This window comes from Marinobacter sp. DSM 26671 (genome assembly GCF_900112835.1).
In the GTDB taxonomy this organism is placed as follows: Bacteria; Pseudomonadota; Gammaproteobacteria; order Pseudomonadales; family Oleiphilaceae; genus Marinobacter; species Marinobacter flavimaris.
In genome coordinates, this window is the sequence record NZ_FONF01000006.1 from 146,829 (window position 1) to 172,169 (window position 25,341).

Here is a 25,341-nt window from a genome sequence, read left to right on the forward strand (position 1 = left end):
CTCACAATTTGATGCAGATGTTTTTGGTTTCAGTGTAAAACTCCAGACCGTGTACTCCGCCCTCACGACCAAGCCCGGATTGTTTGGCGCCGCCGAAGGATGTGCGCAGATCACGCAGGAACCAGGAGTTCACCCAAGCCAGACCAACTTCCATCTGTTCCGCCACGCGGAGAGCACGGGCAGAATTTTCTGTCCAGATGGCACAGGCAAGACCGTAGTTGGTGTCATTAGCCAATTCGATGGCTTCTTCTTCGGTGTCAAACGGACGGATGTGACAGCACGGACCAAAAATCTCCTCGCGGATAACACGGGCGTCTTCAGGCAGGCCGGTCCAGATAGTCGGTTCAATCCAGGCCCCATCATTCAGTTCTGCGCCCATATCGGGAACGCCTCCGCCAATTTCGACGGTTGCACCCTCTTCGCGAGCCAGATCGTAATAGCTTTTAACTTTGTCACGATGCTCCAAGCTGACCAGCGGTCCGAAATTCGCATCGGGATCTTCTGGTCGGCCCAGTTTCAGCTTGGCCACCTCTTCTTTCATACGGGCGAGGAACTGGTCAAATATTGAGCGCTCTACATAGACCCGCTCTGTGCCCAGGCAAACCTGACCACAGTTGACAAACGCAGAGCGCATCGTGCCCTCCACGGCTTTTTCCAGGTCGCAGTCGGCGAACACAAGGCCAGGGTTTTTCCCGCCGCACTCCATGGAAACATTACGCAGACCAACTGCGGCGGCTTTCATGATGATTTCACCGGTGCGGGTTTCACCGGTGAAGGTGATCGCATCAACGAGTGGGTGATTGGTCAAAAATGCTCCGGCCGAATTTGGGCCAAAACCGTGCACCACGTTAAAGACACCCGCCGGTACGCCACATTCATTCATGACTTCGCCCAACAGCGTAGCCGTGGCCGGTGTTTCTTCTGACGGCTTCACAACGACCGTGTTGCCACAAGCCAATGCCGGACCGACTTTAAAGGTCATCAGCAGCAGTGGCAGGTTCCATGGAGAGATCACGGCAACAACGCCCTTGGGTGTCCGGTGGCCTACGTTTACTGCACCCTTGGCATCGGGCGTTTCCATGCGAAATCCCTCAGTGGGATGACTCATGGAATCCGCAAATTCCTTGAAGTTAGCTGCACCGCGGGGAATATCGATGTGGCTGGCCATTGAACGTGGCTTGCCGGTATCGAGACACTCTGCGGCCAGGAATTCGTCGAAACGCTCATTAATGCGGTCCGCGATCTTGTTTAGCATGGCGGCACGCTGCTTTTGGGTCAGCTTACTCCAAGGGCCCTTAAGCGCGGCTTTAGCGGCACGAACGGCAGCATCGACTTCCGCCTCCCCGGCCTCGTGAACCTGGCCAATCAGGCTATTGTCCACCGGTGAGCGATTTTCGAATGTTTTGCCGCTGGCCGAGGCCACGTATTCGCCGTTGATAAAGTGCTTGAATTCTTTCATGGCTGCCTAGTCCTGTTAAATTGAATCCCGGTCGGCCTGTTCCTAATCAGGTCAACACGGTCAGGAAGCGTTCGTTCAGTACGCGATCGTGGTAGAAAATCGCCTTACCGAGGTCTTCTGCTTTCCAGGTAATGGGTTTGTGGTCGGGGTAGTGATAGTCACCTCCGCAGAACACTTCGTTGCGGTTGCCAGACGGGTCAAAGAAATAGATGGTCTGGCCATGGGTCAGGCCGTGACGGGTCGGGCCGATATCGATGGAGGTATCGGTCATCGAGATCAGATCCGCCGCCCGCAGTACGGCTTCCCAGGTATCCAGGAAGAAAGAGGCGTGATGGAACTTGCCTTTCTCTTCGTGGTGGATGAAGGCCACGTCGTGCTCCTTCATGGAGACAGTCAGAAACTGCGCTACACGAGTGCCTTCGGGGTCCAGTACCTGCTCGGCCAGATGGAAGCCCAGTACGTTCACGAAGATGTCGTACACGGCAGCCAATTCCGGGCCGTAGAACAAAGCGTGGTCAAAACGCACGGCTTTCATGCCCTGCAGGCCACGGGGCCAGGCTTCCGGGTTAACGCTGGATACGCCCCACTTACCGGTGTACTTCTTGTCAGCATAGAGTTCAAAGGCATGACCGGAAGGCACGGTAAAGCGAACGCGGCGACCGCAGTCTTTCAGCTCTTCTGCCGGTACCTGCTCAACCTCAACACCGTAATCAACCAGGTCTTTTTCGAGCTGGTTCAGGGCGGCTTCGTCCACCACCTTGAAGCCCATGAAATCGCAGCCCGGCTCATCGGCTTCAACCAATACCACAGAGAATTTGTCCACTTCGGTCCAGGCTTTCAGATACACGCGGCCCTGGTCGTCGCGGTCGGTTTCGATCAGCCCCATCAGGTCTGTGTAGTGTTTGACGGCTGCTTCCAGATCAAGAACTCGAATCTGAACGTGGCCGGGACGCATCACACCTTTTTTCATGACAATTACCTCTATGCTTTTGTTGTTGTCTGCTCTTCAAATGCCGCCTCAGGCTGAGGCACGCACTCTATGATCAAGTTCGTCAACGGGTAGATTCTGCAGGCCAGAACCTCGCCCTTATCGATGGCCTCGGGCGGTACGTGGGCTTTGCTCATTTTTCCGCACTCGAAATCACCCTCTACAATCCGAATCTTGCAGAAACCGCAGCCACCGCCACGGCACCCGACCGGGACACACTTCTTACCTGCAAGCTCCATTGCCTTGAGGACACTCTGGCCCTCCTGGCAGCTGAAGTGATCGCCGGTTGTCCGGTTGCTTACCTGGAATCCGGCCATGGCCCACCTCCCGGTCAGATCTTCTTGAACAGGGCTGAACGCTGAGTTTCTTCCGCACCGTCGGCCGCTGTCAGGAATTTCTCCATGAAGATGTCCCGCTCGAACAGCCGGCCTTGCATCAATGCGGTAATGGCGGCATCAATCATCGGTGGCGGGCCACACAGGTAGGCTTTGTTGCCGGCAAATCGGCCATCAAAGTGTTCCTTGGCGGCTTCGTGCACATAGCCCTGGTATCCGCTCCAGTCGGCATCATCCTCGGTCTGGCTCAGCGCCGGCACATAGGTGAAGTTGTCATGGTCACGATCGAGGGCTTCAAACAATTCCCGGTTGTAAAGCTCAGCCTGGTTACGTGCACCCTGGAACAGTACGATCTTGCGTTCGTCGTTCTGCTCCAGCAGATCCATAATCATCGATTGCGGGCTGGACAGCCCTGAGCCACCGGCGATGAATATCAGGTCGCCCGGCTGGGAGCTGCGCACGAAGAACTGGCCGTAGGGACCAGACAACTTCAGTTCATCGCCGGCTTTCAGCTGCTCGTGAATGTAAGTGGTGGCCGCGCCGCCCTCGACCAGGCGAACGTGCAGTTCCACTTCGTCGGCCTTGCTGGGCTGATTGGCCAAAGAGAAGGCCCGCGCGCCGTCGACGCCTGGCAGCTCAATGTTGATGTACTGACCGGCCTGGAAAGTCATGGGCCGGTCCAGCTTCAGGTGCAGACCCTTGATGGTCGGCGACAAGTCCACGATGTCGGTGACGGTGGCGGCGTAATCCTCGACAGGATGGCCTTCAAAATCCGGATCAACATCAATGTCGGCTTCGATGGTGACGTCGCTCTCGACCGTCGCGCAGCACGCCAGAACTTTGCCTTCATCCCGCTCGACATCCATCAGAGCAAACGGTGAGGCGTCACCGATCTCGACGTCGCCCTCAAGCACTTGCACCTTGCAGGTAGCGCAGGTGCCGTGACCGCAGGCAAACGGCAACCAGACTCCCTGGCGGAGCGCCGCCGCGAGGATGGTTTGACCTTCCTCCACTTCGATCTGCTCGCCAATGGGTTCGATAGTTACGGTGTGGCTCATAGCTCTACCCTCAGTATCCGACGCCAGCCATGCCTTTGAGGTCAGGTGTTGTGACCGTCAGCATGCTTTTGTGATCAATGCCGTTGTCGGTCAGGCTGGCCTCGGCATTCGGTGTAAAAGGCTCGTCATTCAGCAGCCATTGCGCGTTCAGAAAATCCGCCTTGGCAGAATCCGGGTGCGACGCAGTGGCGGGTTTGATGATCTCGTCCACCAAGGCGCGGAAGGTCATGTCCGGCTGCACCAGCAACGCGAAGGGTGCGCAAAACATCAGGTGGTCGGGCCAGTAGACATACAGCAGCTGCATGCCGTGGAAGTTCTCAACCTTGTCTTTGGCATCAAACTTGTAGTCGTATAAAGCGTTAACAGTCATAGTGGTCACCTTGTTGTTTTTGTGGGCCAATCGCCCGGCGCCAACGGCAGCCGGACGATTCCCGAATCAATATCAGGCTGCGTTTTTCTCCTCGTCGGCCGGTTTCAGACCCTTGATAGACAACCAGCGTTTGTGGTCCGGAGAACCCAGGTACTCGAAATTGTCCTCGCCGATGTTGATGTGGTAGTACTTCTGCACCACTGTCTCCACGTCTGCACCTTCACAGTTACCCTGGTAGATCTGGTGCACCGGCAGCCATGCCTGGATGTACTTCTCCGGCTCAAACTCGAAAATTTCACAGCAAGCTTCAGAGCAGAAGTGGTAACGCTCGCCTTCGTACTTCAACTGACGGTGACTGAGTTTGGTGGGCGCACCCATCTCGGTGAACAGAGTCGGCACCTGACACACCTGGCACAGTTGCGGCAGGGTGTTGTTGTAGAACCGGCGACCAGCAGCGGCTTCTTTCGCCAAATGCTCGTAACGCGGGCGGTAGTACTTGTCGAAAGTGTCGGGGTACTTCTCCGACATCCAGTCCATCTCTTCCTTCTCTGGGATCCAGGTATGGAAGTTGGTGGCCTGGCTGTACTGGTAGAAGGTGGTCCACAACTGGTGGCTCAGGTGGTGCTTGGCATCGTTGGCGACGTCCTGGTACTTGGGCGGACGAATACCGTAACGCTCGAGATCCTTGAACAGGGCACCCCCGTTCTGCTCGTAGTACACCTCCCAGGCCTCAGACCAGGACATGACTTTGTTCGGCAGCATGTAGTCCATCATCATGCTGACCAGGCTGAGCAGGCGGAAACCACGCCAGAACCACTTGTCGATCCAACGCTGAACGATGGGCACGTTGTCTTCGTGCTGCTCGAGGATGAACTTGATCACCTCCAGGCCCAAGGTCATGTGTCGTGCTTCGTCTGACTGGGCAGAGAAACCGAAGGTGACGGTGGCCATGTCACCGTTGTAGGCCGCACCCGACATGAACGGTACAAACAGCAGGTTAGTCAGCACATACTCAAACGAGAACGAAATGGCGGTCAGGAACTCGAACGGGCCAGCAGAACGGGCATCGTCAAAGAACGACTTGGGCACCGACAGGAACCACACCCGGTCGTGCATGTGTGCGGCATCGTGCAGGCCGTTAAAGTGCTTGTTGTAGTGGCTCATGGCGTGTTGCTGAGTCTGGGAATGACGCAACTCGTCAATCGCCTGCATCTGGCAGGCCACCCGCGCACCGGTACCACTGAATTGACGACCTGTTTTGGCATAACCCTGGAAGGCCGCATGTTCCAGCGGCGACACACCGGTGAGGAACAGTTTCAGAGCGTTGACGTAGCGAGCATCTGAAATGTTCTGGTGGCCGTTGTTCTGGGCAAACGCATCGAAAATGGCGTACAGCTTCTTCTCTTTTTCCGCCTGGTACTTCCAGTAAGAATCCATGGTCAGACGGAACGGGTCTTCCCACTGGGACCAGTCGGTGATCTTGATACCTTCAAAGTCCTCGTCCGGAAAAATGTCCTTCTTTTTCTGGTAGGTCGGTTCCCAGCCCATGTCGCGAGTCAGATACTGGTATTTGTCTTTGAGATTCAATTTCTTGTTTTGAACTGCCATGATGGTTCTCCCAATTATTTCCACTCAAGAATGAAGTGGTCATCGTCTTCATCGACATTGCCGCCAATGCTGATGACATTTATGAGCATTTCCTGAACGTCCCAATCGCGCCCGAGCTTTTCTTCCATGGTTTCCCGGTTCATCACCAGGCGCTTCTCCGCCTGGATCCGAATCATCGCCGGCTGATGCTGCAGTTCCGCATGAGGGTTATCGTCCATAACCGCTTCGGCGAGATAGCGAGAGTCGTCGTTGTCCTGAAACACAATAAATACAAGTTGGCTCATGCTGAGACTCCCCGACTCTGCAGTCCGAATTTCTTCAGGCGGGTAGAAAGCTCCGCCCGAGCTTCATCTAGGGCGTCAATACCGACGGAGGCTTCGGCCAGTGGCTTGAGGGCGCTGTAGGCCTGGGGTTCCCAGTTGTCGATCCACTGCTGGAGCAGTTCGCGGTTGGCTTCACTCTCACCCGACACGGCCTTGATCATGGCGTTGGTCCAGCGCAGTGACTCTTTGTACCAGTCCCGCATGAACTCGGTGAGCATGGACACGTCTTCCGCGCCCTGGCTCTCGAACCAGGCGTCCATCTTGTCGTAAATCAAGGTATACATGAGCCCGTCGAGCAAAATGTTCTGTACCAGAGTCAGCTCAAACCAGTCGTCAACCACCAGGGTGTCTTCCACCAGTTTGCGCATGGGCTGCCACAGCTCGTCATCCATCCAATAGCCTTTGGACTCGTCCAGTGCCTTACCGGTACTGCCGTCGATCATCAGAGCAATGCGAGACAGATACTGGCCAATACCCAGACGGTCCATCGCGGTGTAGATGTGCATCTGTGAAACGGTGGTGGCTACCGCATCACCCGCAATCTTGCTGTTGTTCATGTTGGCGCCCAGCTCAACATGGCGCAGTGGCACTAGCAGGCGCAGCAGTTGTTTCTGGGTTTCTTCCGGGAGCCGGGTCAGCAGGTTGCGCTTGTCGCAAAAACCGAAGCTGGTCTCGGCTGCTTCCTGCATTTTTGCTCGGTTACCCACGTACGCGCCGTAGTAGAACTGGCGGGGATCAGACACCGCGTACCAGTCTTCCATGCGGATGGCGGTACGGCGATCATCATTGAGCTCGTACCGGGAATCCCACTGGGGGCGGTAATGGAAGTTGGTTTTCGCCTCCAGATCGTAGCTTGCTTCCTGATAGCGCGTCGCCGGCTTGTCACCGAAACGGCGAGCAATGTGGCTGTAGGTGTGACGAATGGGCTCCACCGAAGTGGTTTTGATTTCAATACTCATATCAACCTTTCCGTTTTGTTTTTGTGGATCAGAGTGATGTGGGTTTTGCGCTGCCGTTCAGTAACGCTCTCCGCGTTCACCGAACCGCCACTTGACCATGTCTTCATCAATCTGGCGGATCATGTCGGAGTCCATATGGACCACGTTGTTGTGCTTGCAGAAAATTTCGAAAGCGTCCCTGGGAAGAACCAGTTCAACGAACAGCTCCGGGTGACCGATGGCAAAATCGAATTCCACGAACTTGTCGCCCGGCTCGCTGCGGACCCGGATATAGCGGGTCATCTCGTCAAAGGATTTGGCTTGTGTCTCGCTGGTCATGATTTGCACCACTGGGTTTGTTGTTGTCTGGGAGGGGAACAGCAACGCGTGTGCCAAACCCGTCCAAAAGTCGAACGCCAATCTCCATCCAACTGTTTTTAATAAAGTTATCAGTTATTAGAAATGAATCAGCGTGAATAGAACTTGGAGAGTGCCTGCTGCTTTCGCGGCTATCTTTTTACTAAATGATCAATTTTTGCCGCCCGAATAACCAAATGCTGAGACGCTCTGATCTCGCCCCGCTGCAAGCAGTTTTTTATCATTTGGTTGATTTGTGACATCGATCAGGTATTAACTATTTAAGCGAAATGCCAACAGGCTCTCCGAAAAGAGCAGTCCCCGCCGACAACAACAAAAGGGGTAACCACCATGGCTGTAAGCTACAAGCCACAGCTGAGTTATTCAGACTTCAGGGATCTCAAGGACCAGATCCAGTTTCAATCCACGGAGGGCAAAATCTGGTTTGGCGAACAGCGTATGCTGTTGATGAATCTCAGTTCATTGGCAGCATTCCGTCGCGAGATCGTTAATAGCATGGGCATTGAGAGAGCCAAGGGATTCTTCCTGAGGCTTGGCTATCTCTCTGGGCTCAAGGATGCTGAGCTGGCCCGCAAGCTGAGGCCTCATTGCAGTGAGCTGGATATTTTTTTGGCCGGTCCGCAACTTCACTCACTGAAGGGTATGGTAAAAGTCGTTCCCCTGGAGATCGATCTGGACCAGGAAACCGGAGATTTTTACGGACGCTTCGAATGGATCGACTCCTGGGAAGTGGAGATCTGCAAGACCGAGCTGGGTCTTATGAAAGAACCGGCCTGCTGGGTACTGCTGGGGTATGCCTGCGCCTATACCTCATCGTTCATGGGCCGGGAGATCATCTTCCGGGAAGTCAGCTGCCGGGGCTGTGGCGATGAGAAGTGCATGATTGAGGGTAAACCTGCCGAGCAATGGAAGGACGGGAAAGAGTTTTCCCGCTACTTCAAAGCCGATCCGATCATCGAAGAGCTTTACGATCTCCAGGAACAATTGAACTCCCTGCGAAGCTCCTTTCAACGGCAAGAAGGCCAGTATTACGGCATTGGCCAGTCCGCATCTTATAACAAGGTGTGCCGGATGATTGACAAGGCCGCACAGGGAAAGGTGTCGGTACTTCTACTCGGCGAGACCGGCGTCGGCAAGGAAGTAATAGCCCGCAGTGTCCATTTGCGGAGCGCAAGAGCTGATGGCCCCTTCATCGCCGTGAATTGCGCGGCCATTCCGCCTGACTTGATCGAGGCGGAACTCTTCGGCGTTGAAAAAGGCGCCTATACAGGTGCAAATCAGTCGAGAGAAGGGCGTTTCGAGCGCGCCAACGGTGGAACAATCTTTCTGGACGAGGTTGTGGAGCTCACCCCCAGAGCCCAGGCCACTCTGCTCAGAGTATTACAGGAAAGTGAACTTGAAAGGGTGGGCGACAATCGCACCCGAAAGGTCAACGTTCGAGTGATAGCCGCCACCAACGAGAGTCTTGAACAGGCAGTCGAAGACGGCCGTTTCAGAGCCGACCTGTTTTATCGCCTGAACGTTTTCCCGGTAAAAATCCCACCGTTGCGGGAACGACTTGAAGATTTGCCTTTGCTGGCTGGCCACTTCCTGGAAAAGTTCCACGCCCAGTATGAAAAACGCACTCTGGGTTTATCGGACAAAGCCCTCGCCCTCTGCATGGCCTATCAGTGGCCGGGCAATATACGGGAGCTTGAGAATGTCATCGAGCGCGGTGTCATCCTGACCGACAACAACGAATCCATCAGTCAGGATGCCCTGTTCGTCTCGCCTCCTCCATCGGAGCCGGTGTCCATAGAACGAATCGATGCAGACGGTAATGTCTGCGTCGACCAGTCTGCCTGCGAGGAGGTAAGCTGGTCTAATCATATCATCAACAGCGGAATCAGCCTGGAAGAAGTGGAAGAAACGCTGATGCGGCAGGCCATGGAACAGGCAAACCAGAATGTCTCAGGGGCTGCTCGAATTCTAGGCCTGACCCGTCCCGCTCTCGCCTATCGCCTTAAAAAGACTGGCATTCTCGCGGAAAGCTGATTCTTCAAAGAGTATCTGCGACATGGAAGTTGCACCTCCTTCACACCGACTATGACGAAATGGACAACCCCGCCCACCGCTTGATCATTTGATAAAAATCAACGCTGTGATCCCACGTCATCGAAAGTGAAAACCTGCCAAGCAAAAAGCATTTTTAATAGTATTTTCATTAGCTTAGATCGTTTAAATCCGTTCTGGCACAGCCGTTGCTGAACCACCGTCAGTCGCTTTTCCACAAAAACAAAGACGGTGACATAACATGCCATACCCCATGGAATGCCCACGCGGCAAAGTTCCAACCCCGTTGATCCTTGCCGGACTGTCCGCACTGCTGCTAACCGGTTGCGAGGCGCCGCTGAATCTTGAAGCGGTAAGGCAGCAGTCCCAGCAAGCCATTCAGCGAACCGACTTTTTCCAATCTGTAGCCCAGAACGACCAAATCGTCGCCATCGCCGGCAATAACGGAGCGCTTCTGGTGAGCGAGAACAGCGGTGCGGACTGGCAACGTGTCCCGGTGCAAACCACCGAGAGTTTTCTTTCCCTCGATACCTGCCCGGACGGCAGTTTCATCGCCCTGACTTTCAATAATCAACTCTGGCACGGGAACCCTGCCGGTACCCAATGGACCGCCCATGAGCTTCCCAGCCAGGAGCAGATGATGACCGCCGATTGCGCGCCCGACGGCACCTGGTGGGTTGGCGGCAGTTTCACCACGCTGCAGAGTTCATCGGATCAGGGGGCGACCTGGCAGGAAACCTCCCTGAATGAGGACGCCATTCTCACCAACCTCCAGTTCCTTGATCCGGAAACGGCACTTGCGACCGGTGAATACGGCCTGGTTCTGAAAACCCTGGATGGTGGTGAGACCTGGGATTACGCCGGCTATCTACCGGAAGAATTCTATCCCCATGCAGCTTACTTCGCATCAGCAGACGAAGGCTGGGTTGGCGGTTTGAACGGTTTCATCTACCACACCACCGACGGCGGAGAAACCTGGGACCGCCAGCCTACCGACACCAGCATGCCGGTGTTCGGCTTCGTCAAGGCGGGCAATGCCCTGTTTGCCCTGGGAGACAACGCGACCGTTCTCGCGCTGTCCGGAGGCAGCTGGACAGGCCTTGAGACCCCCAAGCAGCCCCTTTACCTGCGCGACGGCGTGGTTCTGGCCAACAACCAGCTGCTGGCAGCCGGCGGCCGGGGTCTGCTTCTTCAACTCGACATTCCCGTGGCCTCAGTGGCCAGCAACAACCGAGGTAACTGATCATGGCCGGACTGCACAGATTCACGCATTTCCTGCATCAGCTGGAACTCTGGATTTTCAGAAACCCCCGAAAGGTCCTGTCGCTGATCGCCATCCTGACGCTGGTTTTCGCGCTGCGGATTCCGGGGCTGAAAATCTTCACGGACTTCGCCGATCTGTTACCGCAGCAGCACCCCTACATTGAGCTGCACAACAGTATCAAGGACGACTTTGGCGGCGCCAACGTTCTGGTGGTCGGTGTTGAATTCGCCGAAGGCGACATATTTTCAAATGAGAACCTGGCAACCATCGACCGGGTAACCCAGGCGGTCGACAGCCTCCCCGGCGTAAACCACAACCTGGTCACCAGCGTCACCCACCGGAATTCCCGCGAAATCTGGCTCACGGAAGTCGGCAGTATCAACTCAGAGCCCTACTACGACTCCACCCGCGGCGAGTACTCGTCGCAAGCCCTGGCGGAGATGAGAGCAGCCGTCGCCGCCAACCCCCGCGTTTACGGCCCCCTGGTGTCCCCCGACTTCAAGATGGCACTGGTCAAAGCCCAGCTGATTGAGGGCAAACTCGACTATGAGCAGACCTTTGCCCAGCTTCAGGAACTACGGGAAGCAGAAGCGGGCAGCGGCATCACCATCTACGCCACCGGACAGCCGGTGCTGGTGGGCTGGGCTTACACCTACATGGACCAGATCCTGCAGATCTTCATCTTCACCGTTCTGGCCATGCTGGCACTGCTGGTGTTCCATTTCCGCAAGGCCTATGGGGTGCTGATTCCCCTGGGCGGCGTTCTGATCTCCACGATCTGGGGCCTTGGGATCATCAGCCTGCTCGGGTACAACCTTGACCCGCTCGGGCTGGTCATCCCCTTTTTGATTGCGGCCCGGGCCATGAGCCACGGTGTTCAACTGGTAGAACGGTATTACTCAGAAACCCGCGAGCTGGGCGAGGGACCGAAGGCGGCCAAAGCTACCTTTGACAGCCTGTTCCGCCCCGGCTCCCTGGGCGTTGTGTCCGATGCCATCGGCCTGTCACTGATCGCCATTGGCTCGATTCCCCTGAACACCCACCTGGGGATCTATGCCTCTCTCTGGGCAATCACCGTCGTATTTACGGTTCTGATCGGTGTGCCCCTGCTGCTTTCGATCCTGCCCACACCGAAAAACGCCGAGATGCGCGAAACGGCCCTGCGTTATATCGGCAGCAGCTGCTCACGCACCGTCACCCGCCCAGGACGGGCAAAAGTTGTACTGGCGGCTGCGGCTGTTGTGATGGGTGCCGGTGTTCTTGCGGCATCCAACGTCCAGATCGGGGACTCGGAGCCCGGGTCTCCAATTCTCTATCCGGACCACGATTACAACATTTCATCCCGCGTCGTGAATGACCGCTTCCCCGGCTCCGAGGAACTGTATGTCATCGCCGAAACCGACGAGAAAGGCGGCCTCAAGCGGCCGGAAGTCCTCAAGGCACTGTCAGATTTCCAGGCCCACATGCTCACCGATCCCGGTGTTGGCGGATCCAAGGGTCTGCCCGACCTGGTAAAGCAGGTAAACCGGCTGATGCATAACGACGATCCACGCTGGTATCAGATTCCCCACGATCAGCGCTATGTGGGCGGCCTGATGTTTACCTACATGGCCTCAAGCCCGATTCCCGGCGCCCTGGATGAGTTCAATGACACCGACGACCGTGTCGCCAATCTGGTGTTCTTCTACAAGGACCGCCAGGGCGAAACCATCCGCCGGGCCATTCACATGGCCAAGGAATGGATCGCCGAAAACGGTGACAGCGTCGAGGGACTGACCATCCGGCTGGCCGGCGGAACCCTCGGCGTTGCCGCAGCCATGAACGAGTCGGCATTCGACACCAACATGATCGTTCTGCCCCTGGTCTTCCTGCTGATCTTCGCCTTCGTGATGCTGTTCTACACGTCCTGGCATGCCGGGCTGATGATGCTGCTGGCCATGTTGTTCGCCACCACCCTGACCTACGCCTACATGGGCCTTTACGGACTGAGCATCGATATCAATACCGTACCCGTGATCGCCGTGGGTATCGGCGTCGGCATTGATTACTCCATCTACATGATGGATCGCATACGCGAGGAGATGGCCAAGTGTGGCGAGCTGCGCGAAGCGGTACGCCGGGCCATCGCCACTACCGGCATGGCCATCAGTTTCACCGCGCTCACCCTGATGGCCGGCATCATCATGTGGGTAATTTTCTCTGACCTGCGCTTCCAGTCCGACGCCGCCATGCTGCTGTGCGTGATGATCGTGATCAACGGCATCGCCGCCATGCTGCTGGTGCCCTCCTGGGTGCTGGTGTTCAAACCCCGCTTCATTACCAACGTCTACGCGGACGAGGACGGCATTCTCCACGCCGACAGTCAACGTCCCGAACCAACTCCCTCACCAACCGACAACAGCCGGGAAAGTGATGGATACGTAGCCGGAGCCGCGTCCCGGGCGTGACCCGGGGCCAGGCTCCAGAACAACCCAAACGAGGATCTGCCATGCAAACAAGAATAAAAGGCCTGAGTCTCTGGTGCGCCGCTTTCTATGGCACCACTGCGCTCACCCTGGCTGCGCTGCCCGGCACTGTTGCCGCGGAGGATACCAGGATCAATGGCTTCTATGAGAACGCAACCTACGCACGTGACGGAGTGGGGCTCTCCAAATTCCGGAACACCATTCAGCTCGAGGGGGAAAAACGGATAGGGAACGTGGGCATTTTCAGCAATGTCTCCGTAAACGGCACGCTTCGCGGTACTTACGACGGTGTCTACGACCTCAATGATGACGAATACGGCAGTGAAGCCGGCGGGCCGATTCAGCTCCAGGACATTGCCCAGGGCTCGGTTCCTCACGGAGGCGGTATTGCGCCCACACCGCTCTTCGGTTTCGACATCAATGAGAACCCCAACGACGGCATGGTAGTTCTCGGCGAGCACCTGCATGATCAGGACAACGGCGTTGCTTTTGGCGTACCCGTACGTCCCTGTGACGTCGACAGCCGCGGCTGTATCGATGACTACCTCGACAAGGACGAAGATGAGCTGCGTTTCCAGGAGTTCAATGACCGTCTGGATTTCATCCGGGAACTCTATGTTGATTTCGATCTGAACTTCGACAGTGGCAACGTACTCAGCACCCGTCTGGGTAAACAGCAGGTCATCTGGGGCCGCACCGATCTGTTCCGGGTCCTGGATGTGATCAACCCGGTGGACTATTCCCGCAACAACATCTACGACGAGCTGGAAGATATCCGGATTCCCATGTGGATCCTGAAAACGGACTACCGTATGGGCCCGACGGAAGTGTTCGAAGGCTTTGCCTTTGACGACCTGAACTTCCAGGTGGTGTGGAACTTCGACGAGTTCCGTCCCCACGACATCGGCCAGTGCGGCCAGCCCAACGTGATCCTCGACGCCGGCTGTTTCTTCCGGGGCATGAACAACCTCTGGGAAAATGGCGGCACCGTGGCCAACTTTGCAGGCGCGACACCTGATGGTGGTCTGGCAACCGACTTCGGCCCCGGGCAGATCGGTATCCGCCGCGCCAATATGCCGAGCTGGAAGCTGTCCAACACCCAGCTGGGGCTTAAACTGGAAGGTGTCTATGGCGACCTGGGTTTCTCCCTGAATGCACTGACCTATCGCTCCCAGTTACCCTCGCTTCGCGGTGGCATTCCCGCCCAGAACCCGTTTGACGGTACGACAGACGTTTATCCGTCCCTGATCGCCTTCGACATCCACTTCCCGCGGGTCAACCTGGTGGGTGGCTCTCTAGACTACTACTCCCAGGGCATCGATACCGTATTCCGGTTCGAGACTGCCTACACCTCGGGCGAGGAATTCGCCAATACCCTGCGCGAGAGGCTCTATTCCGAGTCTGACGTGGCACGTTACGTTATTGGCGCAGACAAGAACGTGTTTATTCCTTTCCTGAACGAAAACCAGTCGTTCCTGTTCTCCGGCCAGATCTTCGGCCAGCACATTCTCGATCATGAGCGTGAGCAGAGAACCTATGGTGAAGCCGGCATTCCGGACTGGGAGCACAACTGGATTGGCACCCTGCTGATTCAGGGCTTCTACATGAACAACCGTCTGATCCCGAAACTGATCACTGCCCACGACTTCCGCGCCCAGGCCACCACGCTTGCGCCCAGCGTCGACTGGATCGTGACTGACCGGTTCAAGGTTACCGCCGGCGCGAACGTGAAAGTCGGGGACGGTGCCCGCAAATTCGACGACTGCCGATCCTGTAACCCTTGGGATCCGTTCACCCAAACACCGGGTGTGGTCAATCACCAACCCGGCGAGTCCGCAGGTCTGGGCGGCTATGAACCCCTCGGTCGCTTCAAGTCCGGTCCGATCGGCATGGCCCAGGAAGAAGACGAAGTTCAGCTGACCGTTCGCTACAGCTTCTGATCACGAGGTAACACCATGAGACAACAAACAATGAAACACTTTACGCGCACTCTGATCGCTGGCTGCGCCGCCAGCCTGATGGCCACGGCCGCTCTGGCGGACGAAGCAGTCATCACCGAATCCTTCTATCCCTACAAAACCGAGACGCCGCAGCACGAGGGTCTTGAGCCCGGAATGGTGATCGACCAGTCCAACGTCGCCCAGTTCAAGGACATCATCGATCCGGCCTTCTACGGTTTCATTGAGCAGGGCTGGACCACAATGGTCGTGGGTGAAACCACGTCCTTTGATCTTCACCCGAGCTACGTTGAAGCGACCCGCCTCGGCATGGATCAGGTCACCCTCGGTGGTCAGGTGGGCGAAATCAACGGTTGGCAGGCAGGCCGCCCGTTCCCGGAAGAGCCCAGCGCCGATGATCCCCGCGCCGGTGAGAAGCTGGCCTGGAACTACAAGTACGGCTACAACTGGGGCGACAGCGCCGCCATCTCGCCGTTCTACTGGAAGTACCGCGACATGAACTCCGGTGACGTTGAGCGCACCATCAAGTTCAACTTCCACTTCCTGAACTACAAGGGCCGGGTGAACCAGGAACCAACCCCTGAAATCACACCGAACCCGTCTGACCTGTTCCGCGCCATTTACCTGCAGGTACTGGATCCGGCGGATGTGCGCGATACCCAGTTGCTGATCCACCGGGCCGCGGATGACCTCAAGCGCGACAACTCCTGGCTGTACCTCGGCTTCCAGCGTCGGGTCCGTCGTCTGGCTACCGGCCAGGTCACCGATGCGTTCCTCGGTTCCGACCTGATGATTGAAGACTTTGAAGGCTATAACGGCCGGATTTCCGACATGAACTGGACCTACAAGGGTACCCGTTACATGCTGATGCCGTTCTACAACCACAATGAGCTCAAGCTCGACACTGAAACCCACAGTGACAGCGACGGCTACCAGGTGGTTGCCTTCAGCGGACAGGGCGGATGCTTCCCGGATATCACCTGGCAGCTTCGCAAGGTCTATGAGGTTGAGTCGGTGCCGGTCGATGAGAGCCATCCGCTGTCCAAGCGCGTGCACTTCATGGACGCGCAGACCTTCACCATTCCCCGCACCGTGTCCTATGACCGTAAAGGCAGCCTTTGGAAGACCTTCACCATTGGCCAGGCGCATCCGGACCATCACCTAGCCAAGAACAAGGGCACCGGTGTTTCCATTGACGACAGTTTCAGCATGATCGACGTGCAGGCCAGCCACTGCACCACCGGCCAGTTCAAGGGCCAGGTGGATCCTGAAATGTCGCCGCCCAACATGTTCAACGTTCAGTACCTGCGCGCCACGGGCAGTTAACCGGGCATCATTGTTGCTCCTCTTTCGGGCCCGCTTCGGCGGGCCCCTTTTTTGGACTATAGAGGATATCGAACATGACCGATAACCAGTCTGCCATTGGCGAACAGGATTCAACGGCGCCCCTTACCGTAGTTGTTTCGCGGAGGGTCAGGAAGGGCCAGCAAGAAGCGTTTGAAGCGTTAAGTAGCCAGATGACCGAGCGGGCGTCCCGTTTTCCCGGTTACCTGGGCACGGCCATGTTCCGGCCAGCTTCTCCCGACGATCCCGAGTACCGGATTGTCTTCAAATTCCGGGACCGGGAAACCCTGACCGCCTGGGAGGAATCGGAAGAACGCGCCGAGCTGCTGGAACAGATTGAAAGCCTGCTGGTGCAGCCCAGCGAACGAGAAGTCACCTCCGGCATCGTGACCTGGTTCACTCTGCCCGGCCAGAACCCGGTGCAACCACCACCCAAATGGAAGATGACTATTGTCAGTTGGCTGGCACTCTATCCAGCGGTGACGCTAGTATTCGTGGTATTCGGAGACTGGTTGGCGCAGGTGCCACTGCTGCTGCGCACGATGATGGTAACGGTCGTGGTGATGGGGTTAATGAGCTATGTATTAATGCCCAGAATGACAAGATGGTTCGCCTTCTGGTTGTTTCCCCGACAGAAGGGCACCTCCCGTTGAGCGAACGACTGCTGGATGTCTGAGAAGAGAAAAGTCAGGGAGCAAGCCAGACCGCGCTGACTCACTCCCGACCCAATCAGAAATGAATAACCGTCCGAATGCTCTTGCCCTCATGCATCAAATCAAACGCCTTGTTGATGTCTTCCAGCGGCATTTCATGGGTAATGAACACATCCAGCGGAATCTCGCCCTTCTCGGCTTTCTCCACGTAGCCCGGCAGCTCGGTGCGGCCTTTTACGCCGCCAAAGGCTGAACCACGCCAGACGCGACCGGTGACCAGCTGGAACGGACGGGTGCTGATTTCCTCGCCGGCACCGGCAACACCGATGATGGTGGATTCGCCCCAACCTTTGTGACAGGCCTCGAGCGCCGCACGCATCAGCTTCACATTACCAACGCACTCGAAGGTGTAGTCGGCGCCACCATCGGTCATCTCGACAATCACTTCCTGGATCGGCTTGTCATAGTCATTGGGATTGACCACATCGGTGGCACCCAGCTGTTTGGCAATGTCGAATTTACCGGGGTTGATGTCGACACCGATAATCCGGCCGGCCTTGGCCATTTTGGCGCCGATGATCGCCGCCAGGCCGATACCGCCGAGGCCGAAGATGGCCACGGTTGCGCCTTCCTCGACCTTGGCGGTGTTCAGCACCGCACCGATGCCGGTGGTCACGCCGCAGCCGAGCAGGCAAACCTTGTCCAGGGGCGCTTCCTTGGGGATCTTGGCCAGGGAGATTTCCGGCAGTACGGTGTATTCGGAAAAGGTGGAGCAACCCATGTAATGATAGAGTGGCTGACCGTTGTAGGAGAAACGGGAGGTACCGTCGGGCATTACGCCCTTGCCCTGGGTCGCACGCACGGCACCACACAGATTGGTCTTGCCAGAGGTGCAGAACTTGCACTCGCCGCATTCGGCCGTGTAGAGCGGAATCACGTGGTCACCCACTTCCAGGTTTTTGACGCCGGGTCCGACCGCCTCGACAATACCGCCACCTTCGTGGCCCAGAATGGTCGGGAACAGGCCTTCAGGGTCAGCACCAGACAGGGTGTAGGCGTCGGTATGACAAACACCGGTGGCAACGATGCGCACCAGAACCTCGCCCTCCTGGGGCGGCGCCACATCGACTTCGACAATTTCTAGCGGCTTGTTGGCCTCAAAAGCCACCGCTGCACGGGATTTAATCACTGTCGGACTCCTGTTGAATTCGGATCTGTGTTTTGGATTTCACGCCACGATGTGCCGGCTGTTCGTTCATTCTAGACGAAGTGCGCAACCAGATGGGCGGCGAAATCTTTTTCGGAACTGGCTCGTATCTTCTCACAGCTGACAGATACCGAGAGAGGAGCTCTTACGTTGCGCACGCTTTACTGGTTTACGCGGGATCTTCGCCTGCACGACAACGCTTCGTTGCTGGCGGCCTCGAAGTCCGACATGCTGCTCTGCCTCTATGTGGTCGATCCGCGCTGGTTTGCGCCCGGTCCCCTGCAGAGCAAGGCCATGGGGGATCATCGGTGGCGCTTTCTTTGGCAGAGCCTGATGGCGTTGGAACGCAGCCTTCGACCACTGGGCCAGCGGCTCCACATCGCCTTTGGTGAGCCGGAAACGGTCATTCCCCAACTTGCGCACGCCCACAGCATTGAACGGATTGTCCGCTCCCGGCTTCCGGGCACCCAGGAGGCTGGTCAGTGGCAAGCCATCAAGGACAGGCTGCCCAAGGCAGTATTCCAGCAATTCGAGACTCTGAGCCTGTTCACCGAGGGTTCCCTGCCGATGGCGCTCGGGGAGTTGCCGGATACCTTCTCCCAGTTCCGCAAGCAAGTTGAGAAAACCGGAGATCGCTGTTCAGAGCGCTTGCGAATCCGCACCCTGACGGCCCTGCCGCCACCGCCGGGATTCCCGGAGGACAATCGCGGCGACTGCCCGCCGATACCGGAACCGGTTCATCCGTTACAGTTTATGGGTGGTGAAGCCGCCGGCCTGGCGCGGCTGCAGGAATTCCTCTATGGCAACCACAGCATTGACCGCTACAAGGAAACCCGGAACGCCCTGGACACCTGGGATGCCTCCTCCAAGTTCTCACCCTGGCTGGCCAACGGCTGTCTCTCGGTCCGGGAAGTAGCAGAAACCATCACCGAATACGAAGCCAGCGAGACTAAAAACGAATCCACCTACTGGCTCTGGTTCGAGCTCCTCTGGCGCGAATACTTCTACTGGTACGCCCTGAAACATGGCGCTAACCTGTTCCGCCGGGACGGCGTCCAGCGCAAACGCCGGCATGGCACCTTCTACGGCCATCGTTTCAAGGCCTGGTGCCAGGGCAACACCGAATATCCGATCGTGAACGCCGCAATGAACCAGCTGCGGGAAACCGGTTACATGAGCAACCGGGCCAGACAACTGGTCGCCAGTTGCTTCATCAACGAACTCGGGTTGGACTGGCGCTACGGAGCGGCATGGTTTGAGGAGCAGTTGATCGACTATGATGTAGGGAGCAACTACGGCAATTGGCAGTACCTGGCTGGCGTAGGGGCGGACCCGAGAGGCCTGCGGCAGTTCAACCTCGAAAAACAGACGCAGCAGTACGATCCCACCGGCACCTTTATTGACCGCTGGGGCGGGCATGCAGATCAGCCCGTAGGCTTACACACAGTGGATGCGGCAGACTGGCCCCTGTAGTAAAAGGCGAATCGCCATGGCGGAAATGACGGACAACAGCAACTCGGATGAAGCACGGGAGACACTGGCCCGCATCATCGAAACCAGCTCACCGGCAACCCTGCTGAGTTGCGGCAGCCTCGCAACCGAAATATCGCGGATGTGGCAGAAGCACCAGGATGGCGTCGATGTTCGAACTCTCGACACCATCGACCCCAATGCCAGGCTGCACATCGACCGGGTTGCAGATCTGGCGCTGATAACCGGCACCCTGGAACACCTGCCTCATGATGAAGGCGCCTTGCTGCTGGGCCAGCTAAGAAACTATGGCACACATCAGATCGCGGTGCTGGTTGGCGAAGCGCCAGGCTGGGCCTTTACTGATTTCATCGGCCTTGGCTTCCGTCGCCATGCCGAACTGGAAAATGATAACGGCGCACTCACGCTGTACACCTACAATCTGAATACTTACAACCACAAACGGGCCTGGAACAATCCAGAGAACTGGGCCAATCCGGAAATGTGGGGCAAGGCATGGTGGTAAAAAGCACTGAAGTGAACAGTCCGTCTTCTCAGAAACTGAAGCCCAGTACGATCAGGATCGGTACCCGTTACCGGGCCAGTCGCCTGAAAGGCCCCTACGACGCCATCGTAATTGGCTCAGGCATCGGCGGCCTGACCACCGCAGCCTGCCTGGCCAAGGCGGGCAAGAAAGTCCTCGTGCTTGAGCAGCATTACACGGCCGGCGGCTACACCCACAGTTACGCTCGCAACGGCTACGAATGGGACGTAGGCGTCCATTACATCGGCGACATGGGCTCTCCCCACACCCTGGGCCGCAGGCTGTTCGATTACATCACCGACGGCAAGCTGGAATGGGCCCCCATGGACGAGAACTACGACCGCTTCTTCCTGGGCGAAAAGGTCGTGAATCTGCGCGCCGGCAAGGAAGGGCTGCGTCTCTCCCTGCTCGATGCCTTTCCCGATGAACAAGAAGCCATCGACCAGTATGTAAAGCTGCTGGGCAAGGTGGCAGACGGCATGCAGTGGTACACACTCTCCAAGCTCGCCCCCGGCATATTGAGCCCGGTTATCAACAGAGGGCTGGATGTTGCCCTGCCTGACTGTTTCAACAAGACCACGTGGGAGGTGCTGAGCGAGCTCACCGACAATCAGGAACTGATCGGCGCTATCACCGGCCAATGGGGCGACTGCGGCGTCACGCCGATGCAATCCAGCTTTATGGTCCATGCGCTGATTGCCAAACATTACCTCTACGGTGGCTTTTACCCCGTCGGCGGCGCGTCGGAAATTGCCAAAACCATTATTCCTGTTATCCAGCAGCCCGGCGGTGAAGTCTTTACCTACGCCGACGTCACCGACATTCTGGTGGAGAAAGGCAGGGCAACCGGCGTTCGCATGGCCGATGGCGAGGAAATCCGGGCACCGCTGGTCATCAGCAACGCCGGAGTTATCAACACTTTCGAAAAACTGCTGCCCGCCGAGTCCGCGGAGAAGATCGGCTACAAAAGCAAACGCCAGCACATCATTCCCTCAATGCCCCACATCGGCCTCTACATTGGCCTGAAGGGCACACCGGAGGCACTGGGCCTGCCGCGGACCAATTTCTGGATCTATCCCAGCGCGGACCACGATGGCAACGTGCAACAGTTTCTGGATGACCCGGACAACACCGAGTTCCCGGTGGTCTACATCTCCTTTCCGGCAGCCAAGGATCCGGATTACCAGAACCGCTGGCCTGGCACCTCCACCATCGAGATCGTCGCCCCGACGACCTGGGAGATGTTCGAGCCCTGGCAGGACACCATCTGGGGCAAGCGGGGCGACGACTATGAGGCCCTGAAGCAGAAAATCACCGACCAGTTGCTGGAAGTGATGTACGAGAAACTGCCCCAGCTGCGCGGAAAAGTGGATTACGTGGAAACCTCAACCCCGCTTTCCACCGCCTGGTTCTGCCGTTACGGCCGGGGCGAGCTCTACGGCCTGGACCACAACCCCGAGCGCTTCGAACAGGAGTGGCTGAAACCCAAGACCGACATCCCCGGGCTCTACCTTACCGGCCAGGATATCCTCACCTGCGGTGTCGTGGGCGCAATGATCGGTGGACTGGTCAGCACCCTGGCCATTCAGGGCTGGCGCGGGGCCGGTCTGGCGAAGGGTATTTTCGTGGGGTAACAGGGGTTGCCCAGACCGATTTGCGCCGATTGCGGCATGCATCCGAATATCTGTGTTTGCGAAGCGTGTGCCCCCGTGCGGAACCGCACGGGGGTGACGATACTGCAGCACCCGACCGAGGTCGGCCATGCCAAGGGTACCGTTCGCATCCTCACCCGGTGCCTCGCAAATCTCAGGCTCTTCACGGGCGAAATGCCGCGCGATTTCCATCAGGCCGGGTTTGAGTCCGTCGCCGGCAGTCATCAACCGGCCCTGCTGTTTCCCGGGCCCGGCAGTGAGGCGCTCGAAACCTCAGACGTGCGCCAGTTCGATCACTGGATCATCCTCGACGGCACCTGGCGCAAGGCCGCCAAAATCCTTCACCAGAACCCGGAACTCTCTGCGTTACCGCGTTTCCATTTCGCCAGTCCGCCGGCCTCTGCCTACGCCATCCGAAAGGCGCCCGGAGAACACCGACTGGCCACGGCAGAGGCCGTTGCCTATCTGCTCAATGTGCTTGAGCCAGAGCTGGATACCCGGCCAATCGCCCGTGCAATGCGCACACTGGTAAACAAACAGCTGGCCCAGATCCCGGCCCGGCTGCACAGGCACTACCAATAAACCAGCCGGGTGAGACGACTGGCCAGCTCAAACGTACTCTGGGAACACGTTAGTCAAACAGAGAAACCCCATGTCAGAGCAGTTTGAACCGGCGGACCTCTCCCGCATCATCGAGATGGCGTGGGAGGACCGCACACCCTTCGAGGCCATCGAAGCCCTCTATGGCCTTCGCGAAAAAGATGTTATTCGCCTGATGCGTCGTGAGCTCAAGCCCGGTAGCTTCCGGCTATGGCGCAAGCGGGTAACCGGGCGCAACACCAAACATCGCCAGCTACGACCTGAGGGTGTAGACCGCGGCTATTGTCCGACCCAGTACAAGCACCGATAAACGCCTTGTCATTGGCATTGACGGCGAAGCTGCGCGATCATGAGCACTCAGGCATCAAGCAAGTGAGGAACCCTCTCGATGGCATTGTTCAACCAGAAAAACGCCCGGAAACAACTGGACGCCGAGGCGGGCAAGGTGCATCGGGCGGATCTGGAAACGCTGCTCGACCGCCAGCGCAGTATTGAAGAGAAAGTGAAAGAAAGCGGCAAACTGTCTCGCTTCAGCGCCGACATCAAGCTGATGTTTTCGATGATCCGCGACTACTGGTACGGCAATTACCGGAGCGTTCCGTGGAAAACGATCGCAGCGGTGGCCGGCGCGCTGATCTATGTCATGAACCCCCTCGATGTCATTCCCGACCTGATTTTCGGATTCGGTCTGGTGGACGACGCCGGCGTTGTTGCGCTGTGCCTGAAGCTGGTGGAGTCCGATATTCACCGCTATGCTGCCTGGAAAGAGCAGCAGGAAGAATCTCAAACAGGGCCAGTGCGAATTGATTAATTTCTGAACTGGCGGTATTCTCCCGCCCCTGCTGTTGGGATACCTGAATCAAATCTGGAGTTGTCGTGGATCTAGCCACTCTCATCGGTCTTGCCGGCGCTACACTGCTGATCGCGTCTGCCGTTATTCTCGGTGTTTCACCTGCTGTATTTATCAATCCGGCCTCGCTGTTGATCGTTGTGGGCGGCACCATGTTCGTCGTGCTCGCCAAGTTCAGCGTTTCGCAATTTTTGGGGGCTTTCAAAGCGGCCGCCCGCGCCTTCAAATTCAAACTGCCGGAAACCCAGGCCAGCATTGAGGAGTTGGTGGAGATCGCCAACGTAGCCCGGAAAGAGGGTGTGCTGGGCCTCGAAGGCAGGGAGATCAGCAGCCCTTTTTTGTCCCAGGGCATTCAGATGCTGGTGGACGGACAGGACAGCAAAACCATCAAGGAGCTTCTGAACAAGGAGCGTCTGATGACTCTCGACCACAATCGCTCTGGCGCCAAGGTCTTCACGGCCATGGCGGACGTGGCGCCGGCGATGGGCATGATCGGCACACTGATTGGTCTGGTTCAGATGCTGTCGAACATGGAAGATCCCAAATCCATCGGCCCGGCCATGGCGGTCGCCCTGCTGACCACGCTTTATGGCGCCATGATTGCAACCATGTTTGCAACCCCGATAGCCGACAAGCTTTCTCTGCGAATGACCGAGGAAGCACGCATGCAGTCCCTGTACATTGATGCACTGGTTGCCATCCAGGAAGGGACCAATCCCCGTATCATTGAGCAGATGCTTTCAAGCTACCTGCCACCCAAAGAACGTGAAAAAGTGGCCGAAGCAGAAGGCGCGTAACCATGGACGAGTTACCAGAAGAGGAAAAGCCGGGGATTCCGGCGTGGGTTGTCACCTTCGCCGATCTCATGTCCCTGCTGATGTGCTTCTTTGTTCTGCTGCTGTCCTTTTCCGAGATCGACGCCCAGAAGTTCAAGCAGATTGCCGGTGAGCTGTCCAAAGCCTTTGGCGTCCAGCGGGATGTGCCGGCCCTGGAGATCCCGAAGGGTACCAGCCCCATTTTTGACAAGTTTTCCCCTGCGCCGCCCGAGCCCACGGTGGTCAACGAAGTCAAACAGACCACCACGGACGAAGCGCCGGAGCTCCAGACCCTGAAGAGCCCCACCGACATGGCCGTTGAAGCCGCCATGGAGGAACAGATGCAGGAAACCATGGACGATATCCTGAAAGTCTTGGAGCCGGCGATCGCCGATGGGCGCATCAATGTGAGTGAGGATCAGCGGCGAATCGTGATTCGGGTTGAGGAAAAAGGTTCTTTCCCTTCGGGCTCGGCTCAACTGACCTGGGAGTTCGAGGGCTTGCTGCTGGATATGGCAGAAGTGATTGATGGCATCCCTGGTGACCTGACGATCGAGGGACACACCGACAACGTGCCTATCCGGACCGACCGTTTTTACAGTAACTGGGACCTCTCCGCCGCCCGTTCAGCAGCCGTTGCCAACGTTCTGGTTGCCCGGGACCAGGTGGAACCCACGCGTCTGTCCGTTACCGGTCTGGCGGATACCGAGCCGCGGGTACCCAACACCTCTGCGGAAAACCGCGCCAAGAACCGGCGCGTTGAAATCATCATTGATCTCTCCGGCCCGATGCAGGAGCAGGAAGTACGCCTTCGGGAACTGATCCAGTCCGAATCGGATGATGCCGAATCCAGCCTAGGGATCGAATCCGAATCCGACAGCTCGACACCAAACGAAATCAGTTGGTAAGCGCACTCTATTTTGGTGCGCTACACGCTAAACCGCACAGTATTAGTGCATTATTAGAGTGAAAATAGTACCTCACATTTCTAAAAGCCCCCTCAACTGCCC

The 25,341-nt window shown here is 57.2% G+C and carries 24 protein-coding genes; 14 read left to right on the forward strand and 10 right to left on the reverse strand.

Annotation, left to right across the window (positions count from 1 at the left end; genetic code table 11):
- Position 1 precedes the first annotated feature (1 nt).
- The 9 genes from BM035_RS08890 to BM035_RS08930 form a co-directional block, all read right to left on the reverse strand.
- Entirely contained in the window at positions 2–1,459 is a 1,458-nt protein-coding gene (locus tag BM035_RS08890) for a 2-hydroxymuconic semialdehyde dehydrogenase (protein WP_092031207.1), read from the reverse strand.
- A 46-nt stretch (positions 1,460–1,505) separates the two neighbouring features.
- Positions 1,506–2,429 carry a catechol 2,3-dioxygenase gene (locus BM035_RS08895; protein WP_092031209.1) on the reverse strand — a complete coding sequence of 308 codons (924 nt, stop codon included), beginning with the start codon at positions 2,427–2,429 and terminating at the stop codon, positions 1,506–1,508.
- A gap of 11 nt (positions 2,430–2,440) precedes the next feature.
- Positions 2,441–2,764 (reverse strand): 2Fe-2S iron-sulfur cluster-binding protein, encoded by a 324-nt coding sequence (locus BM035_RS08900; protein ID WP_092031210.1) that lies wholly within the window; start codon positions 2,762–2,764, stop codon positions 2,441–2,443.
- Positions 2,765–2,778: 14 nt separating this feature from the next.
- A complete protein-coding gene (locus tag BM035_RS08905; RefSeq protein WP_092031212.1) occupies positions 2,779–3,840 on the reverse strand; it encodes an NADH:ubiquinone reductase (Na(+)-transporting) subunit F in 1,062 nt (353 codons plus the stop codon).
- Between the two features lie 10 nt (positions 3,841–3,850).
- A complete protein-coding gene (locus BM035_RS08910; RefSeq protein WP_092031214.1) occupies positions 3,851–4,210 on the reverse strand; it encodes a phenol hydroxylase subunit P4 in 360 nt (119 codons plus the stop codon).
- A gap of 72 nt (positions 4,211–4,282) precedes the next feature.
- Positions 4,283–5,818 carry an aromatic/alkene/methane monooxygenase hydroxylase/oxygenase subunit alpha gene (locus BM035_RS08915; RefSeq protein WP_092031216.1) on the reverse strand — a complete coding sequence of 512 codons (1,536 nt, stop codon included), beginning with the start codon at positions 5,816–5,818 and terminating at the stop codon, positions 4,283–4,285.
- Between the two features lie 14 nt (positions 5,819–5,832).
- Positions 5,833–6,102, reverse strand: coding sequence for an MmoB/DmpM family protein (locus BM035_RS08920; RefSeq protein ID WP_092031217.1), 270 nt, complete (start codon positions 6,100–6,102; stop codon positions 5,833–5,835).
- Entirely contained in the window at positions 6,099–7,100 is a 1,002-nt protein-coding gene (locus BM035_RS08925) for an aromatic/alkene monooxygenase hydroxylase subunit beta (protein WP_092031219.1), read from the reverse strand. The genes BM035_RS08920 and BM035_RS08925 overlap by 4 nt, the downstream gene beginning before the upstream one ends.
- Positions 7,101–7,157: 57 nt before the next feature.
- Complete coding sequence (locus BM035_RS08930; RefSeq protein ID WP_092031221.1) at positions 7,158–7,418, reverse strand: phenol hydroxylase subunit; 261 nt, start codon at positions 7,416–7,418, stop codon at positions 7,158–7,160.
- Between the two features lie 369 nt (positions 7,419–7,787).
- On the opposite strand from BM035_RS08930, the gene BM035_RS08935 reads away from it, so the two are divergent.
- The 6 genes from BM035_RS08935 to BM035_RS08960 all read left to right on the forward strand — a co-directional run bounded on the left by BM035_RS08935 (position 7,788) and on the right by BM035_RS08960 (position 17,193).
- Positions 7,788–9,491, forward strand: a complete 1,704-nt coding sequence (locus BM035_RS08935; RefSeq protein ID WP_092031222.1) for a sigma-54-dependent Fis family transcriptional regulator — start codon at positions 7,788–7,790, stop codon at positions 9,489–9,491.
- Positions 9,492–9,750: 259 nt separating this feature from the next.
- Positions 9,751–10,752 (forward strand): WD40/YVTN/BNR-like repeat-containing protein, encoded by a 1,002-nt coding sequence (locus tag BM035_RS08940; RefSeq protein ID WP_092031224.1) that lies wholly within the window; start codon positions 9,751–9,753, stop codon positions 10,750–10,752.
- Positions 10,753–10,754: 2 nt separating this feature from the next.
- Positions 10,755–13,220 (forward strand): efflux RND transporter permease subunit, encoded by a 2,466-nt coding sequence (locus tag BM035_RS08945; RefSeq protein ID WP_092031225.1) that lies wholly within the window; start codon positions 10,755–10,757, stop codon positions 13,218–13,220.
- Between the two features lie 41 nt (positions 13,221–13,261).
- Positions 13,262–15,178 carry a DUF1302 family protein gene (locus BM035_RS08950; RefSeq protein ID WP_092031227.1) on the forward strand — a complete coding sequence of 639 codons (1,917 nt, stop codon included), beginning with the start codon at positions 13,262–13,264 and terminating at the stop codon, positions 15,176–15,178.
- A 15-nt stretch (positions 15,179–15,193) separates the two neighbouring features.
- The gene (locus BM035_RS08955; RefSeq protein WP_254775445.1) at positions 15,194–16,522 is read left to right on the forward strand and encodes a DUF1329 domain-containing protein; all 1,329 of its coding nucleotides are present in this window, start codon (positions 15,194–15,196) and stop codon (positions 16,520–16,522) included.
- A 74-nt stretch (positions 16,523–16,596) separates the two neighbouring features.
- Positions 16,597–17,193, forward strand: a complete 597-nt coding sequence (locus tag BM035_RS08960; RefSeq protein ID WP_092031230.1) for an antibiotic biosynthesis monooxygenase — start codon at positions 16,597–16,599, stop codon at positions 17,191–17,193.
- Between the two features lie 76 nt (positions 17,194–17,269).
- Here the strand turns inward: BM035_RS08960 and BM035_RS08965 are convergent, their stop codons facing one another.
- Positions 17,270–18,382, reverse strand: coding sequence for an S-(hydroxymethyl)glutathione dehydrogenase/class III alcohol dehydrogenase (locus BM035_RS08965; protein WP_088558386.1), 1,113 nt, complete (start codon positions 18,380–18,382; stop codon positions 17,270–17,272).
- 168 nt (positions 18,383–18,550) lie between these two features.
- Here BM035_RS08965 and BM035_RS08970 point away from each other — a divergent pair, with 168 nt between their 5' ends.
- The 8 genes from BM035_RS08970 to BM035_RS09005 all read left to right on the forward strand — a co-directional run bounded on the left by BM035_RS08970 (position 18,551) and on the right by BM035_RS09005 (position 25,239).
- Entirely contained in the window at positions 18,551–19,873 is a 1,323-nt protein-coding gene (locus BM035_RS08970) for a DASH family cryptochrome (RefSeq protein WP_092031231.1), read from the forward strand.
- 16 nt (positions 19,874–19,889) lie between these two features.
- Positions 19,890–20,396 (forward strand): DUF6231 family protein, encoded by a 507-nt coding sequence (locus BM035_RS08975; protein ID WP_092031233.1) that lies wholly within the window; start codon positions 19,890–19,892, stop codon positions 20,394–20,396.
- Positions 20,387–22,048, forward strand: coding sequence for a phytoene desaturase family protein (locus BM035_RS08980; RefSeq protein WP_092031235.1), 1,662 nt, complete (start codon positions 20,387–20,389; stop codon positions 22,046–22,048). Before BM035_RS08975 ends, BM035_RS08980 begins: the two co-directional genes overlap by 10 nt.
- A 6-nt stretch (positions 22,049–22,054) precedes the next feature.
- Positions 22,055–22,648 (forward strand): tRNA-uridine aminocarboxypropyltransferase, encoded by a 594-nt coding sequence (locus tag BM035_RS08985; RefSeq protein ID WP_302848262.1) that lies wholly within the window; start codon positions 22,055–22,057, stop codon positions 22,646–22,648.
- 70 nt (positions 22,649–22,718) lie between these two features.
- Positions 22,719–22,976 (forward strand): TIGR03643 family protein, encoded by a 258-nt coding sequence (locus BM035_RS08990; protein ID WP_008177157.1) that lies wholly within the window; start codon positions 22,719–22,721, stop codon positions 22,974–22,976.
- A 78-nt stretch (positions 22,977–23,054) separates the two neighbouring features.
- Positions 23,055–23,477 (forward strand): YkvA family protein, encoded by a 423-nt coding sequence (locus BM035_RS08995; RefSeq protein WP_008177156.1) that lies wholly within the window; start codon positions 23,055–23,057, stop codon positions 23,475–23,477.
- Positions 23,478–23,542: 65 nt separating this feature from the next.
- Positions 23,543–24,313, forward strand: a complete 771-nt coding sequence (gene pomA, locus BM035_RS09000) for a flagellar motor protein PomA (RefSeq protein ID WP_092031238.1) — start codon at positions 23,543–23,545, stop codon at positions 24,311–24,313.
- 2 nt (positions 24,314–24,315) lie between these two features.
- Entirely contained in the window at positions 24,316–25,239 is a 924-nt protein-coding gene (locus BM035_RS09005; RefSeq protein WP_092031240.1) for a flagellar motor protein MotB, read from the forward strand.
- Positions 25,240–25,341 lie beyond the last annotated feature (102 nt).